Source organism: Onishia niordana, assembly GCF_004798965.1.
GTDB lineage: Bacteria > Pseudomonadota > Gammaproteobacteria > Pseudomonadales > Halomonadaceae > Onishia > Onishia niordana.
The window spans coordinates 14,395-29,268 of sequence record NZ_SDSD01000001.1 but is presented as its reverse complement, the minus strand read 5'-3'; the positions used below and the strand labels follow the sequence as shown (position 1 = coordinate 29,268).

10 protein-coding genes are annotated in these 14,874 nt (G+C 60.8%); 6 read left to right on the top strand and 4 right to left on the bottom strand.

The genetic code is table 11. From position 1 onward, the window contains the following. Positions 1-28: 28 nt before the first annotated feature. On the bottom strand, positions 29-1,330 hold the full coding sequence (locus tag ETC27_RS00105) for an NAD(P)/FAD-dependent oxidoreductase (protein ID WP_136252968.1): 1,302 nt from the start codon (positions 1,328-1,330) through the stop codon (positions 29-31). Between the two features lie 277 nt (positions 1,331-1,607). Between ETC27_RS00105 and ETC27_RS00100 the strand changes: the two genes are divergently transcribed. From ETC27_RS00100 to trpC, 5 genes are all read left to right on the top strand, one after another. Next, a complete protein-coding gene (locus tag ETC27_RS00100) occupies positions 1,608-2,273 on the top strand; it encodes a phosphoglycolate phosphatase (RefSeq protein ID WP_136252967.1) in 666 nt (221 codons plus the stop codon). Positions 2,274-2,539: 266 nt separating this feature from the next. Then, positions 2,540-4,027 carry an anthranilate synthase component I gene (trpE, locus tag ETC27_RS00095; protein WP_136253688.1) on the top strand — a complete coding sequence of 496 codons (1,488 nt, stop codon included), beginning with the start codon at positions 2,540-2,542 and terminating at the stop codon, positions 4,025-4,027. A gap of 149 nt (positions 4,028-4,176) precedes the next feature. Beyond that, positions 4,177-4,761, top strand: a complete 585-nt coding sequence (locus ETC27_RS00090) for an anthranilate synthase component II (protein WP_136252966.1) — start codon at positions 4,177-4,179, stop codon at positions 4,759-4,761. Between the two features lie 43 nt (positions 4,762-4,804). Further along, complete coding sequence (gene trpD / locus ETC27_RS00085; RefSeq protein WP_136252965.1) at positions 4,805-5,824, top strand: anthranilate phosphoribosyltransferase; 1,020 nt, start codon at positions 4,805-4,807, stop codon at positions 5,822-5,824. A 63-nt stretch (positions 5,825-5,887) separates the two neighbouring features. Further along, positions 5,888-6,742, top strand: coding sequence for an indole-3-glycerol phosphate synthase TrpC (gene trpC / locus ETC27_RS00080; RefSeq protein ID WP_136252964.1), 855 nt, complete (start codon positions 5,888-5,890; stop codon positions 6,740-6,742). A gap of 194 nt (positions 6,743-6,936) precedes the next feature. Here trpC and ETC27_RS00075 read toward each other — a convergent pair whose 3' ends face one another. Together ETC27_RS00075 and ydiJ are read right to left on the bottom strand one after the other, a co-directional pair. Next, positions 6,937-8,790, bottom strand: a complete 1,854-nt coding sequence (locus ETC27_RS00075; RefSeq protein ID WP_136252963.1) for a cation:proton antiporter — start codon at positions 8,788-8,790, stop codon at positions 6,937-6,939. Between the two features lie 310 nt (positions 8,791-9,100). Further along, positions 9,101-12,349 carry a D-2-hydroxyglutarate dehydrogenase YdiJ gene (gene ydiJ / locus ETC27_RS00070; RefSeq protein WP_136252962.1) on the bottom strand — a complete coding sequence of 1,083 codons (3,249 nt, stop codon included), beginning with the start codon at positions 12,347-12,349 and terminating at the stop codon, positions 9,101-9,103. Between the two features lie 211 nt (positions 12,350-12,560). On the opposite strand from ydiJ, the gene serS reads away from it, so the two are divergent. Next, positions 12,561-13,838, top strand: coding sequence for a serine--tRNA ligase (gene serS / locus ETC27_RS00065; RefSeq protein WP_136252961.1), 1,278 nt, complete (start codon positions 12,561-12,563; stop codon positions 13,836-13,838). 143 nt (positions 13,839-13,981) lie between these two features. On the opposite strand, the gene ETC27_RS00060 is transcribed toward serS, so the two are convergent. After that, complete coding sequence (locus tag ETC27_RS00060) at positions 13,982-14,836, bottom strand: SIMPL domain-containing protein (RefSeq protein WP_240724739.1); 855 nt, start codon at positions 14,834-14,836, stop codon at positions 13,982-13,984. Positions 14,837-14,874 lie beyond the last annotated feature (38 nt).

Sequence of the window (14,874 nt, the reverse complement as noted above, 5' to 3'; positions counted from 1 at the left end):
TGCCGCTTGGCGGCCTGGCGCTTGTGACTCAGTGCAGCTTCATCTTTGGCTTCAAAAAGCGATTGATGCCGTCGACAACCACGGTCATGCCGGTCTTGACGGTGCCGTGGATGGCCAGCTGGTGCATGCGGTAGAGCGAGGCATAGAAGACCTTGGCAAGGCGCCCCTCGATGAAGAGCGATCGAGCCGAGGCCCCCCGCATCAACGAGCCCACGGCGTCAAAGTGAGCAAGTGAGATCAACGATCCGCGATCGTGATAGGTGAAATGCTTGAGCGGCTTGCCCTCAAGGGTAGCCAACAGATTGCGATAGAGGGTGCCGGCCTGCTGGTGAGCGGCCTGAGCCCGAGGCGGCACCGTACTACCGCCTTCCTGGGGGCAGCTGGCGCAATCGCCGAAGGCGAAGATATGCGGGTCATCGAGACTCTGCAGGGTGCGTTCGACCTTGAGTTGATGGTTACTTTGCGTGGAGAGTCCCAGTTCCGAGAGAAAAGCGGGAGCCTTGATGCCGGCTGCCCAGACATTGAGGTCGGTCTCGATCCGCGTGCCATCGGAGGTCATGAAGCCTTCTTCGTCGGCGCAGGTCACTTTGGTATCCACGTGGATATTGACACCAAGCCGCTCGAGTTCGCTTCTAACGGCCTGGCTGATACGCTCCGGCAGGGCTGGCAGGATCCGTGGGGCCGCTTCGATCAGATGGACTTCGAGCTGCGTGCTTTCAAGCGAGGTGAAGCCGTAACTGTTGAGCATCTTCGAAGCGCCGTATAGCTCGGCGGCTAACTCCACGCCGGTTGCGCCAGCGCCGACAATCCCGACGGACAGTTTGGGATGAATTCGCCGTTCCGGATCGCTGTAGCGCAGGAAGGTATTCAGCATGTCGTGACGAAAGGCTTCTGCCTGGTGCGGGCTATCGAGGAAGTGGGCATGCTCGGCGACGCCTGGCGTGCCGAAATCATTGGAGACACTACCCAGTGACATCACCAGGTAATCGTAGTCCAGCTCACGGGAGGGCAGGACCACCGTCTCGCCGTCGTCATCGATAATCGGCGCCAGTGTCAGCTTTTTTTCACCCCGGTCCAGGGCGCTCAGGGTGCCGCGTTGAAAGCGGTAACCATGCGCTTTCGAATGCCCCTGATAGGAGACTTCGTCGAGGCCTGAATCGAGAACCCCGGTGGCGACTTCATGCAGCAGCGGTTTCCAGATATGGGTAGAGTTACGGTCCACAAGTACGATTTCGGCGCGCCGGCGCTTGCCGAGTTTGTGACCCAGCCGGGTCACCAGTTCGAGCCCGCCGGCGCCACCGCCGACCACCACGATACGCGGTAGAGACATGAAAAACTCCGTTGCGTTGATGAATGGAAAGATTGAGAAGCGTAATGATCGCCCTGGCCAGGTAAGCCCAATCATGGAAAACACGAGGTAACGCTCACCCGAGATTTCCAAGGCTAGACACCTGATGCGGCGATGGCTGACGCCTAGGATATGCCTCTGCTCGACGTCTGCCTACGGCCAGGAGAGAGTTTTGGTCATGTTTTGTCGTAATATTACATGCATAAACTGGATCTTGAGTGACATTGCCCTACGAACACCTTGATGAGAAGGAAGCGTTATGCATCCCCTTATTCGCGACATTGAAATGGTGGCTTTTGACCTGGATGGCACTCTGATCGATTCCGTGCCTGATCTGGCCGTGGCAGTGGATGCCGCTCTCGTGGATCAGGGGCTGGCGCCTGTTGGTGTGGCGCGGGTGCGCGACTGGGTTGGCAACGGCTCCCGCCTATTGGTCGAGCGAGCGCTTGGCGAAGCATTGAACCGGTTGCCCGAGAAGAGTGAGGTCGAGGCGTGCCATGAACGTTTCCTTCTCCATTACCGGGCTTCCCCTGTGGCGCGCACCAAGCTGTATCCCGGTGTCCGAGAAGCGCTTGATGGCCTGCTTACTCAGGGGGTGTCACTGACGTTAATCACGAATAAGCCCGAAGCCTTCATCGCACCGATCCTTGCGCATTTTGCGCTCACGGAGTGTTTCGGCTTGTGCCTTGGTGGCGATTCTCTGGATGAGAAGAAGCCAAATCCCGCTCCCCTGTTACATGCAGCAGCTCATTTTGGCGTGTCGCCAAAGGCCTGTTTGATGGTCGGTGATTCCCGCCATGATATCGAGGCAGGCAAGCGAGCCGGATTTCGTACTCTTGCGGTGCCTTATGGGTATAATCATGGCGAATCGGTAAGTGACAGCGCGCCAGATGCGGTAGTTGAATCGCTTACTGAACTCGTTTAGTGTGATTTTGTCATTGCACTATAAAAATCGCCCAATCGATAAAATCCTGCTATTACGGATTCCCTCATGACGCCGGACACCCGTCATTCACTTCAAGATGCACTTTTCCCGGGTCTCGCTGGCCTGATGCGTGACGTCAAGCGTTGGCGATGGTGATGCCGGCCTCGTCCGGCGCACACCGCTGACTGCTGGTTAGTGCGGTATCTGCGCCTCTATGTAAGACTCCACGCTTAAGTGATTCATTCTTGAAGGAAATGCCGGGCATGATGACCCTCGAACGTTTCGATGAGCTGGCCTCTGCCGGCTACAACCGAATTCCGGTGACCCGCGAGGTGCTTGCCGACCTCGACACCCCGCTTTCTACCTATCTGAAGCTGGCCAATGTGCCCTGGACCTTCCTGCTCGAGTCGGTGCAGGGCGGCGAGAAATGGGGGCGCTATTCGATCATTGGGCTGCCCAGCAGTGAGCGTATCGAAGTACGCGGTTATGAAGTGCGCCACCTCAAGGATGATGAGGTACTGGGCGCGAGCCGGGTCGAGGACCCCCTTGCCTGGATCGAGCAATTCCAGCAGCGCTTCAAGGTACCGCGTCTGGATGATCAGCCTCGCTTTGACGGCGGCCTGGTCGGCTACTTCGGCTACGACACCGTGCGCTACGCCGAGCCGCGTCTTGCCGGCGTCGATAAGCCCGATCCCCTGGGGGTGCCGGATATCTTGCTGATGGTCTGCGATGAATTGGTGGTCTTTGACAACCTTTCCGGCCGTCTGACGCTCTGGACCCATGCCGACCCGGCCATCGAGGACGCATACCCCAAGGCCTGCGAGCGGCTCGAAAGCCTCGAGATTCGGCTGCGCAGCAACACCATCACCACCCAGAGCCCTGGTACGGGCGGACGCGCGGTTGAAGAAGGCCATTTCAACTCGGGCTTCACCGAGGATGGGTTCAAGGCCGCCGTTGAGAAGATCAAGGAGTACGTGCTGGCCGGCGACGTCATGCAGTGCGTACCCTCGCAGCGGATGTCGATTCCTTACCAGGCGCCGCCGCTTGACCTGTACCGTGCGCTGCGCAGCCTTAACCCTTCTCCCTACATGTTCTTCTTCAATCTTGATGATCATCATGTCGTGGGGTCGTCGCCTGAAATCCTGACGCGCCTGGAAGATGGCGAGGTCACCGTGCGCCCGATTGCGGGGACTCGGGTGCGGGGTGCCACCGAAGCCGAAGACCAGGCCCTGGAAGCTGACCTGATGGCCGATCCCAAGGAGATCGCCGAGCACCTGATGCTGATCGATCTGGGCCGTAACGATGTCGGCCGTATCAGCGAGACGGGAACGGTCAAGGTCACGGATCAGATGGCCGTGGAGCGCTACTCTCATGTCATGCATATCGTGTCCAACGTCACCGGGCAGTTGAAGCCGGGCTTCTCGGCGATGGACGTGCTGCGCGCTACCTTTCCTGCCGGCACGCTTTCCGGGGCGCCGAAGATCCGCGCCATGGAAATCATCGACGAGCTAGAGCCGGTCAAACGAGGCATTTATTCCGGTGCCGTGGGCTATCTTTCCTGGCACGGCAACATGGACACTGCCATCGCCATTCGCACCGCCGTCATCAAGGACGGTCAGTTGCACGTTCAGGCAGGTGCCGGAGTCGTCGCCGACTCGGTACCCGAACTCGAGTGGCAGGAGACCCTCAACAAGGGGCGAGCCCTGTTCCGCGCGGTCGCCATGGCCGAGCGCGGCCTGGATAACTTGCAATAAGTACGCAATAGGCGCTGGTCGCGAGCCTCGTCATTGAGGCTTGAGGCGGCTGGTTGGCCAGAGCTTTGTCTCCAAGAACGTCTTCTAAGAACCGTCCTTGCCTGATTGCCATCGCCCGGCGTGTCCGGGCGAATGTTGGAGATTGATCCATGTCCGTGTTGATGATCGACAATTACGACAGCTTTACTTACAACGTGGTGCAGTACCTCGCCGAGCTTGGGGCGAAGGTCGATACCCACCGCAACGATGCGATCACCATCGAAGAGATCGAGGCCATGGCGCCCAGCCATATCGTGATTTCGCCGGGGCCTTGCACGCCCACCGAAGCCGGTATTTCACTTGAAGTGATTCGCCATTTCGCCGGCCGCGTGCCGATTCTCGGCATTTGTCTTGGCCATCAGGCCATTGGTCAGGTATTCGGCGGTCAGGTGGTACGGGCCCCTCAGGTGATGCATGGCAAGACCTCCAAGGTACGCCACCTGAATACTGGCGTGTTTACCGGACTCGAGAACCCCCTCGAGGTGACCCGCTATCATTCACTAGTAGTGGCTGAAGAGAGCGTGCCGGACTGCCTGGAGATCACCGCTTGGGTCGATGACGATGACGTCACACCGGGCCTGATCATGGGCCTGCGTCACAAGACGCTGGATATTGAAGGGGTACAGTTCCACCCTGAGTCCATTCTTACCCGTCAGGGCCACGAACTGCTGGCCACCTTTCTGCAACGTGGTTGAACGTTGATCGCCACACCACGACATGGATCGCGAGGAGAAAACAATGCAGATGCGAGAGGCGATCGACGCCGTGATGCGCGGCCAGAGCCTGAGCTATGAACAGACGCATGGTGTGATGCACGCCATCATGACCGGCGAAGCCACCGACGCCCAGATCGGCGGATTCCTGGTTGGACTTTCCGTGAAAGGCGAGACCCCGGCTGAAATCAGCGCCGCCGCTCAGGTGATGCGCGAGCTGATGATTCCGGTGAATGTTGAGGGCGAGAATCTCGTCGACATCGTCGGTACAGGGGGAGACGGCGCCAACCTGTTCAATATTTCGACAGCGGCGAGCTTCGTGGTCGCCGCAGCTGGCGGGCACGTTGCCAAGCATGGCAACCGTGGTGTGTCCTCTTCATCTGGCAGTGCTGACCTGTTTGGCGCCGCCGGTATCAATATCGATCTGGCCGCCGACCAGGTGGCGCGCTGCATCGATCAGGTCGGGGTGGGCTTCATGTTCGCCCCGAACCATCACACCGCCATGCGCTATGCGGTGGGGCCACGCCGTGAGATGGGGGTGCGTACGCTGTTCAATATTCTCGGGCCGCTGACCAATCCGGCCAGTGTTCCCAATCAGCTGCTAGGTGTCTATGCGGCTCACCTTCTGCCGTTGATGGCCGAGGTGCTGAAGCGACTGGGCAGTAAGCACGTACTGGTGGTCCATGCAGAGGATGGTCTCGACGAGATTTCCCTGGCGTCCGCGACTCATGTGGCCGAGTTGAAGGACGGCGAGATCACCGAGTACACCATTGCCCCCGAGGACTTCGGCATACAGCGTCAGTCGCTGGATTCACTCAAGGTGTCGACGGCCGAAGAGAGTCTGTCGCTGGTCAAGCAGTCATTGCTTGGTGAAGGGCCGGCGGCGGATATCGTTGCCCTGAATGCCGGTGCGGCCCTTTATGCCTCGGGTATCGCTGACACCCTCAAGGAAGGCGTGCTGATGGCTCAGGATGCACAGGCCTCTAAGCTTCCCTCTGAGAAGTTCAAGGAGCTTGCCGATTTCACGCGGGTCTTTGCGGCCTGATGCGGTTTGGTGACCTGGCCGCCGTTTGTAGATACGGCCTTTGAATAAGTAGGAACGTCTGACATGACTCAAGCTCAAGATACGCAGTCTCAAGGTGGCCCGTCTCAAAGTGCCCCGCCTACGGGCAGCCTGCCGACCATTCTGGCGCGCATTCTCAAGCGTAAGGACGAGGAGGTCGCCGAGCGGCGTCAGGCGGTCAGCGAGGAGGCGCTTCACGAGCTCGCGGCTCGCCAGGCCCCGCCGCGTGGTTTCATCGCTGCTCTGGATGCGCGCATTGCGGCCGGTGACCCGGCGGTGATTGCCGAGGTCAAGAAGGCCTCACCCTCGAAAGGCGTAATGCGCGAGGACTTCCGTCCCGCCGACATCGCCCGCGCCTATGAAGAGGGTGGGGCAGCCTGTCTCTCGGTGCTGACCGATGCCGATTTCTTTCAGGGACACGAGGATTATCTGATCGAGGCGCAGGACGCTTGTGCGCTGCCGGTGATTCGCAAGGACTTCATTATCCATGGCTACCAGGTGGTCGAGGCGCGTGCCATCGGTGCCGATTGCATCCTGCTGATCGTCGCCGCCCTGGATGATGTCCGCCTCAAGGCGCTGCATGATCAAGCGGTCGCGTTGGGCATGGATGTGCTGGTAGAGGTTCACGATGCGCAGGAGCTTCAGCGTGCGCTGGCGCTGGATCTCGCGCTGGTGGGGATCAACAACCGCGATCTGCATACCTTCGAGACGCGTTTGGATACGACGTTCGAGCTCCTCGAGCGAATTCCCGAGGGCGTGACGGTGATCACCGAGTCCGGCATTCATGAGCGGGCGGATGTGGCGAAAATGCGCGAGCAGGGGGTACACGGTTTTCTGGTCGGCGAGGCCTTTATGCGCGTAGACGACCCCGGTGCAGCGTTGCGAGCGATGTTCTACTGATCGCTTCAGTCATACATTATCGCTTCAGTCATGCACTGCTGTGCCGCGGACACGGCTACGTCTCGTCGGCGTATGTCATCCAGCCGCAATGACGCGCGCCATCTGACGCAGTGAAGCGCCTGAAGGTAACAGGGCTGCCAATTGGCAGCCCTGTTGCATTTGTTGGGTATCAAGCAGTGGGTGCGGTTGCTGTATCAGTTGATGGGGCGCCGGCGTCGTTCAGTGCGCTGCGCTTCCATGACTTCGCTGCCGGTGTCTGCATAGGGAAGCCCGATCATGATCTCGCCGCTACGCGGCACGAACGTCTCATGAGAGGTCGCAAGACGGATGCGTCCCCCGGGAATGAAAGCAAATAGCGGCAGTAGTCGATCACGATGCTTGGCGCGGTAGTCCTCGATCTTCATGTTGCTGGTGATCGGCATATACTCGATGTTGGCCCCGCGCGCGATGAGGCTCGACAGACGGGCAAACGTCACATCCTCACCAAAGGCTATGGGCAGGTGACCCAGGGCCCGGTCATGTCGAGGCTGCGGTTTCTTGCCGGCTTTGACCGCCAGGCGGTAGACCCTGCCCACACCAACATGGTGCTCGAAGTGCAGGGCCGCCAGGTTATTGAGTTCGCGATAGGGCGACAGTGGCAACAGGTGACCGATACCGGTCAATTCCAGATGCTGGGCGGCGTGTTCCGAAAGAGGGTCGCCGTAATAGACGGGTAGCCCTACTGCTCTGGCTTCCTGTACGGCATCCCAGCTGTAGTCGGTGAGCAGTACCTTGAAGCCTTTTGCCTGAAGCGCACCCGCAATGGCCCTGGCCACGGGATTGGCGCCGATGATCAGAAAACCTCGCGGTGTCGGGCGGCTCAGCTTCAGTGTGTTGGCCAAGGGACGAGCCAGCAGGCTTTGCATGACCACAGTGCTGATGATCACCAGGAAGGTCACTGGTACCAGCATCTCGGCGCCGGGCATGTTCATGCTCTCAAGGCGCAGAGAGAATAGTGACGCGACGGCGGCGGCGACGATGCCGCGGGGCGATATGAAGGCCAGCAGTGCCTTTTCGCGCCAATCGAGTGCACTGCCCAGGGTGCATAGCCAGACGGTCAGTGGGCGTGCAACACCCACCAGTACGGCCAGGAAGGCCCAGGCAGGCCACGTCAGTAGCGACAGTTGATCGGTCGTCAGGCGCGCGGCAAGCAAGATGAATAGCCCCGATATCAGCAGTACCGAGAGTGTTTCCTTGAATTCAATGATGGGCTGGGTGGGCACGCCACGCATGTTGGCCAGCCACACACCCATCACGGTCACCGTCAGCAGCCCCGATTCGTGAAACAGGGTGTTGGAGGCCGAGTAGAGGGTCAGCATCATCATCAGGGTGCCGAAGCTGTGCAGCTTGCGCGGTAGCCAGTTATGGCGGAGTACCAGCCCCCACAGATAGCCACCCGATATCCCCAGTCCGAAGCCGATCATGGCTGTCTTACCGAACAGCAATAGGGTGTGCGCGGCGGCATTACCGGCATCGACAGCCCCCCCCAGCGCCACGAACTCGTAGACAAGGACAGCGCCGATAGCGCCCACCGGGTCAATCAGGATGCCCTCCCAGCGCAGGATCTGGGTCAAGTTCTCCTTGGCACGCAGGGTTTGCAGCAGCGGCAACACCACGGTAGGGCCGGTGACGACCAGTAATGCGCCAAGCACGCTGGCCATTTGCCAGGATAACCCCAGCAACAGGTAGGCAGCCGCCGTGCCGATCAGTCCTGTCACCAGCACGCCCCAGGTCACTAATCGGCGCACGGTCCGGCCATGCCCCCCCAGCTCACGGAAACTCAGGGTCAATGCGCCCTCGAAGAGAATCACCGCGACGGCCAGTGAGACCAGAGGAAACAGCAGGTCGCCGAGCAGGGCATCCGGGGCGAGCACACCCGTGATAGGACCTGCGGCGATGCCCGCGACGAGCAGCGTAAGGATGGCCGGCAAGCGTAATTGCCAGGCGATCCACTGGCAGATAAGCGCCAAGAGACCGATGCCTGCCAGTTGGAGGGCTGCATGCTCCATGAGGATGCTCCGGTGAGTTTCAGAAAGCCGCGAAGCCTATCTGTGTGGCAGGACACATGCAAACCCTAATCGGGTTCGACGTGTTCTGGTGACAATGACGCTAGCGCCTCACTCGGAGACAGGGGATCCCGCATCAGCTAGCTCGCTTTGAACCCAATGATACGCACGAGGTCATGCCAAGGCTGTCGTGTTCACGACTTACAGGGCTGTGGGAATGCGCGTGTCTGAGCTTGCAGAGCTGTCCGGACTTATGGGGGCTTGCTATAGGCCTACCCTGACACGACCCGTGCTGCCAGGGTAGGCCTAGCTATCAGGCGCTGCGCAGCGTTTCGAGCAGGCCTTGCAGTGGGTGAGCAAGCGCAGTGTCGGACAGACGCTTGGCCTGGCTGCGGCAGGAGTAGCCGGTCGCCAGCAGGCGGCCGGCGTTGTCGGAATCTTCCACCTTGGGCTGCCAGGACTGCGCATAGATGGTTTTTGAGGTCTCGAGGTTTCGCGCCTCGTGGCCGTAGGTACCGGACATGCCACAGCAGCCGCTCGACAGCACCTCGAGTTGCAGCCCGAAACTGGCAAAGACCTGCTGCCAGGCCTTGGGCGAGCCCGGTGCGTTGGTCTTTTCGGTGCAGTGGGCGAGCAGCTTGAACCCCGGATCGCTGAGTGTGACGCCACGGGGCTTGAGGCGTTTGCCCAGTGACACCAGCCACTCCTGCAGCATCAATACCTCGGGCACCGCATCCGGTCCCAGGGCTTTGATGTATTCCTGGCGATAGGTCAGCGTCATCGCCGGGTCGATACCGACCAGCGGCACGCCGAAGCTTGCCAGGCTCTGGAGCTTCTTGGCCTGACGTTCTGCCGTGCGCTCGAAGGCGCCGAGGAAACCCTGCACGTTGAGCGGCTTGCCGTTGGGGGAGAAGGGCGCGACGAAGACCTTAACGTCGAGCCGCGACAGTAATTCGACTACGTCCATGACCAGCTTGGATTCGAAGTAGCTGGTAAATGCGTCCTGGACCAGAACCACGCTGTTGGCCTTTTGCGTGTCGGTGAGCAGGCCAAGCGACGTCGGAGTGGCCTCTGCCACGCCCCAGGCCTTGAGTTGCTTCTTTAGACTCGCTCGGGACAGCTTGGGGCTATCGACCATGCCAATGGGGCCAGATAACAGACGATCCACCAGGCGGTTGTTGAGTGCTGCATTGTAGAGTGGTGCTAGCGGCGCGAGATAGGGCACGACAAATTCCAGGCCGCCTATGACGTAATCCCGTGGCGCACGCAGATAGCGGCCGTGATAGATCTCTAGGAACTGGGAGCGAAATTCCGGCACGTTGACCTTGATCGGGCATTGGCCAGCGCAGGACTTGCACGCCAGGCAGCCCGCCATGGCGTCATAGACCTCATGGGAAAAGTCTTCCTCGCCGCGGCGCTTGGCCCAGGTGTTACGGGCCCGGGCCGGGAAGTCGCGGACGAAGCCCCAAAGGCCCGCGGCTTTCTTCTGTTTTGACTCTTCCACTACATCGGTGCCGGCGCGCCCCTGCAGGCGTAGCCATTCCCGCATCAAGCTAGCGCGGCCCTTGGGCGACTGGACTCGCTCGCGGGTCGCCTTAAAGGACGGGCACATGGCGTCGTCGGGATCGTAGTTGTAGCAGGCGCCATTGCCGTTGCAGTAGACCGCTGCGGCATGGGACTGCCAGACCCGCTCATCGATCTGTCGATCGTGCTGGCCTCGTGTTGGCACCCCGTCGATGGCCAGCAGCCCCGGATCGACCCATTTCACCGTCTGCTCGCTGTCGCCCGCCTCCTTCTCTTCAGCATCTTCTGCCGCGAGAGGGGTGGCGATCTTGCCCGGATTGAGCTGGTTATACGGATCGAAGGCGGCCTTCAGCCGTTGCAGGCTCGGATAGAGCTCGCCGAAGAACTTGGGCGCGTATTCGGAGCGCACCCCCTTGCCGTGTTCGCCCCACAAGAGACCGTGATACTTGTGGGTCAGCTCGGCGACCTCATCCGAAATCTTCCGGATCAGCGCCTCCTGGGCCGGGTCCTTCATGTCGATGGCCGGCCGCACATGCAGCACGCCGGCATCAACGTGGCCGAACATGCCATAGGCAAGTTCGTGGGCGTCGAGGACGGCACGGAATTCGGCGATATAGTCGGCCAGATGCTCCGGTGGCACCGCAGTGTCTTCGACGAAGGGAATCGGGCGCTTCTCGCCCTGGACGTTGCCGAGCAGGCCCACTGCCCGCTTGCGCATCGCATAGACGCGCTGGATCTGCTCATGGCCCTCGGCCAGGGTGTAGCCCAGCCGCTCGACGCTATCGTCCGCCTCCAGGTGACGGGTGAAATCGGCGATGCGCGCCTCGAGTGCCTCGGCATCATCGGCGTTGAACTCGATCAGATTGATGCCGCGAATCGATGTTTCGATGCGCGTCGCCACCGCCGTACCGTCTTCGGCTTGGTCGTCGGCCTGGTCTTCATGATTGCCTGCCCTAAGCGCGCCAGTGGTGGCCGGGAAGAATTCCGCCACGCTGTCCCACACGAAGTCCTGCTGCGCCAGGCCCAGCACCTTGTCGTCGACGGTCTCTATGGAGGTGGGGCGCAGCGCCTGCGGCTGGTCTGATGAAGAGTCGAGCGCCTGCGGCTGATCTTGTGATGAGCCCATCAACGCCTTGGCATCGCGCAGGGCATCCATGAAACTCGAATAGCGTACATTGACCAGCGTCGAGTGCTTGGGGATCGGCAGGACATTGAGGACGGCCTCGTTGAGGAAGCCAAGCGAGCCCTCTGAACCGCACAATACGCTGTTGAGGTCGAATTGGTGCTCATCGGTGTACAGGTGTGCCAGGTCATAGCCGGTCAGGCAGCGATTGAGCTTGGGGAACTTGGCCTCAATCAGCCCGGCCTGAGTGTCGATGATCATGCGGGCCGTACGATGGACCTCGCCGACCCGATCGTCACGCTCGCACGCCCCCTCGAGCGCCTTGGCGTCGAGTGGTTGACTGGTAAGGCGCTCGCCGCCCAACAGTACGCTGTCGAGCTCGAGGACGTGATCACGGGTCTTGCCATACTCGCAGCTACCCTGGCCGCTGGCATCGGTCGAGATCATGCCACCGATGGTCGCGCGGTTGGAGGTTGATAGCTCAGGGGCAAAGAACAGCCCATGGGGCTTCAGGGCGGCATTGAGCTGGTCCTTGACCACGCCTGCCTGCACGCGCACCTGGCGCCGTTCTACGTCGATGTCGAGAATGGCGTTCATGTGCTTCGAAACATCGATCACCAAGCCATCGGTCAGCGACTGGCCGTTGGTGCCGGTGCCGCCGCCGCGAGGCGTCAGCACTATTTTGCGATGCGTCTCCTGGCCGGCGAGGCGGGCGATGCGCTCTAGATCCTCGGCGTGGCGGGGGTAGAGCACCGCCTGGGGCAGGCGCTGATAGATCGAGTTGTCGGTGGCCAGCACCGTGCGGTTGGCATAATCAGGGGTGATCTCGCCGTCGAATCCCTCGGCCCGCAGGGCCTTGAGAAAGTGCAGGTAGTCGGCGTCGAGTCGAGCAAGGCTGTCCAGTTGTGCAATCATGAGGCGCTATAAGACCGTGGATCGCTGCGCTGGCCGGCGGACATCGCCATCGATGTCCTGGCGAGGGCAGTAATAAGGGGATATGACCACTTTACCGCAGCCTGCCGGGAGGTGCACGCCGGCGCCGGCGTGGTGAAAGCAGTGGCTTTTCCCTACAATGGGCGCCTGCTGGCGACATTGCCCTTTCATTGACTGTGACGGACAGGATTCCATGCTCGATCCAAAACTGCTGCGTGGTGACCTCGACCAGGTTGCCCAACGACTGGCCAAGCGTGGCTTTACCCTCGATACCGCTCAGCTCGAGTCCCTGGAGTCCAGGCGTCGTGAGCTGCAGACGCAGACCGAACAGCTGCAGAGTGAGCGCAACACGCGTTCCAAGGCGATTGGCAAGGCCAAGGCCGAGGGTCAGGACATAGCGCCGCTGCTGGCCGAGGTAAGTGACCTGGGCGATCGCCTGGATCAGGCCAAGAAAGCCCTGGCGAGCTTGCAGGAAGAGTGGGACGCCATGGTCGCGTCCCTGCCGAACCTGCCTCACGAGAGCGTGCCGGAAGGCGCAAGTGAAGACGACAACGTCGAGCTGCACCGGTGGGGCTCGACGCGTGAGTTTGACTTTGACGTCAAGGACCACGTCGACCTGGGCGCCAAGCTTGGCTATCTGGATTTCGACATGGCCTCAAAGCTCACCGGTTCTCGCTTTGCGGTGATGCGTGGCCCGATCGCCCGGCTGCATCGGGCCCTGGCGCAGTTCATGCTCGATACCCAGACCGAGGTACATGGCTATGAAGAGTGTTATGTGCCCTACATGGTCAATGCTGATTCACTCACCGGCACCGGTCAGCTGCCCAAGTTTGGTGAAGACCTCTTCCGTCTTGAAGGGGAGCAGGACTACTACCTGATTCCCACGGCCGAGGTGCCGCTGACCAACTTTGCCAGGGACGAGATTCTCGATTACAAGGCGCTTCCGGTTCGCCTGACGGCACATACGCCGTGCTTTCGTAGTGAGGCCGGCTCTCATGGACGCGACACCCGAGGCATGATTCGCCAGCACCAGTTCGACAAGGTTGAGATGGTGCAGATGGTCGAGCCAGACAAGAGCTACGAGACGCTCGAGGAAATGCGCGGTCATGCCGAGGCACTCTTGCAGGCACTGGAGCTGCCGTATCGTGTTGTGACCTTGTGCACGGGCGACATGGGTTTCGGGGCGACCAAGACCTACGATCTGGAAGTGTGGCTGCCGAGCCAGGATACCTACCGGGAGATTTCTTCGGTCTCCAACTGCGAGGACTTCCAGGCGCGGCGCATGCAGGCACGTTTCCGTCATCCGGACCAGAAGAAACCGCAGCTACTGCACACGCTCAACGGCTCGGGGCTGGCCGTGGGTCGCTGCCTGCTGGCGGTGCTCGAGAACAATCAGCAGGCCGACGGCTCGATCCTGGTACCGGAAGCGCTGCGTCCCTATATGGGAGGGGTCGAGGTGATCAACGCCTGAGGGCGTTAGATGTCGTTCGCCCACCTCTGGACAGGTGATTTCTCCTGAGGTACGTCTTGCCTCGCCGATGATCAGACTGCAAAGGCCCCGACGGATTATCCGTCGGGGCCTTCTGCGCTCGGGCGTTCGGACGTTTGATCACGTCATGGCGTGTCTGCGATGGTCCAGTGAATCGCCACCTCGGCCTCTATCTCGATCTGGCCCGGGCGATACTCCGAGGTCATCTCCTTGGATGCAGCGTCGGCGCTTCGCATCATCATCTGTGGCTGGAAACGCGGCATTTGAGTTTCCTGAACCAGCAGTACACGCCCGAGATTGATATCCAGGCGCTCGGCCATCAGCGCCGCCTTGTCCTTGGCCCGGTCGATGGCGAGCGCAAGCGCCTTATCGCTTGCCGCGCGGCGATCCTTGAGGTCATAGCTAACGCCGTCCAGGGAGTCGACGCCTGCATGGGTCAAGGCATCGAGAAGGTCGGGCAGGGCATCGAGATCATCAAGGGTCAAGGTGATGGGGCGCGTCAGTTGGGTGCGTACTTGTCGCTCAGGCTGACCCTCAGCATTGACGGGGCCTTGTACGTAGTTCGGTTGCACGGACAGTGAGCCTGCCTGAATGGCCTCTCGGGCTAGGCCTTGCTGTTCAAGGGCGCGAATCAGCTTGCCCATGCGGTCCTCCAACCGCGCGCGGGCTTCCTTGAGTGCCTCTGGGTCGGCCTCGCGTGCCGCATCGGTGGCGCGCGCCGGGGTGCGTTCCCACAGCCGAGCGTTCAGAGTGGCCATGTCCGGAGCGACGTCAAGCGTATGCTGAGCCGAGACTTCGAGTCGTCGCTCAAGTGACTGCTGAGCAGCCGGTTGCTGGGCTTCGGCGGTGGCGCTGATTGATAGGCACGCCGCCAGCAGCAGGCTTACGCCAACCGCCATAGGTGAGCTTCGATGTTGAGACAGCCGCTGGCGCAGTGAATGCTGGCCTGTCAGGGTTTGCTTGGCTAATAGAGAAAACATGCAACCTCCGTGTAGTTTGAGCGACATTTTACCCAACG

What these genes read in the sequence shown, in the direction of transcription:
- ETC27_RS00105 (WP_136252968.1), bottom strand. Translation starts at nt 1,330, where the DNA reads ATGTCTCTACCGCGTATCGTGGTGGTCGGCGGTGGCGCCGGCGGGCTC.
- ETC27_RS00060 (WP_240724739.1), bottom strand. Translation starts at nt 14,836, where the DNA reads ATGTTTTCTCTATTAGCCAAGCAAACCCTGACAGGCCAGCATTCACTG.
- ETC27_RS00090 (WP_136252966.1), top strand. Translation starts at nt 4,177, where the DNA reads ATGTCCGTGTTGATGATCGACAATTACGACAGCTTTACTTACAACGTG.
- trpC (WP_136252964.1), top strand. Translation starts at nt 5,888, where the DNA reads ATGACTCAAGCTCAAGATACGCAGTCTCAAGGTGGCCCGTCTCAAAGT.
- serS (WP_136252961.1), top strand. Translation starts at nt 12,561, where the DNA reads ATGCTCGATCCAAAACTGCTGCGTGGTGACCTCGACCAGGTTGCCCAA.
- ETC27_RS00075 (WP_136252963.1), bottom strand. Translation starts at nt 8,790, where the DNA reads ATGGAGCATGCAGCCCTCCAACTGGCAGGCATCGGTCTCTTGGCGCTT.
- ETC27_RS00100 (WP_136252967.1), top strand. Translation starts at nt 1,608, where the DNA reads ATGCATCCCCTTATTCGCGACATTGAAATGGTGGCTTTTGACCTGGAT.
- ydiJ (WP_136252962.1), bottom strand. Translation starts at nt 12,349, where the DNA reads ATGATTGCACAACTGGACAGCCTTGCTCGACTCGACGCCGACTACCTG.
- trpE (WP_136253688.1), top strand. Translation starts at nt 2,540, where the DNA reads ATGACCCTCGAACGTTTCGATGAGCTGGCCTCTGCCGGCTACAACCGA.
- trpD (WP_136252965.1), top strand. Translation starts at nt 4,805, where the DNA reads ATGCAGATGCGAGAGGCGATCGACGCCGTGATGCGCGGCCAGAGCCTG.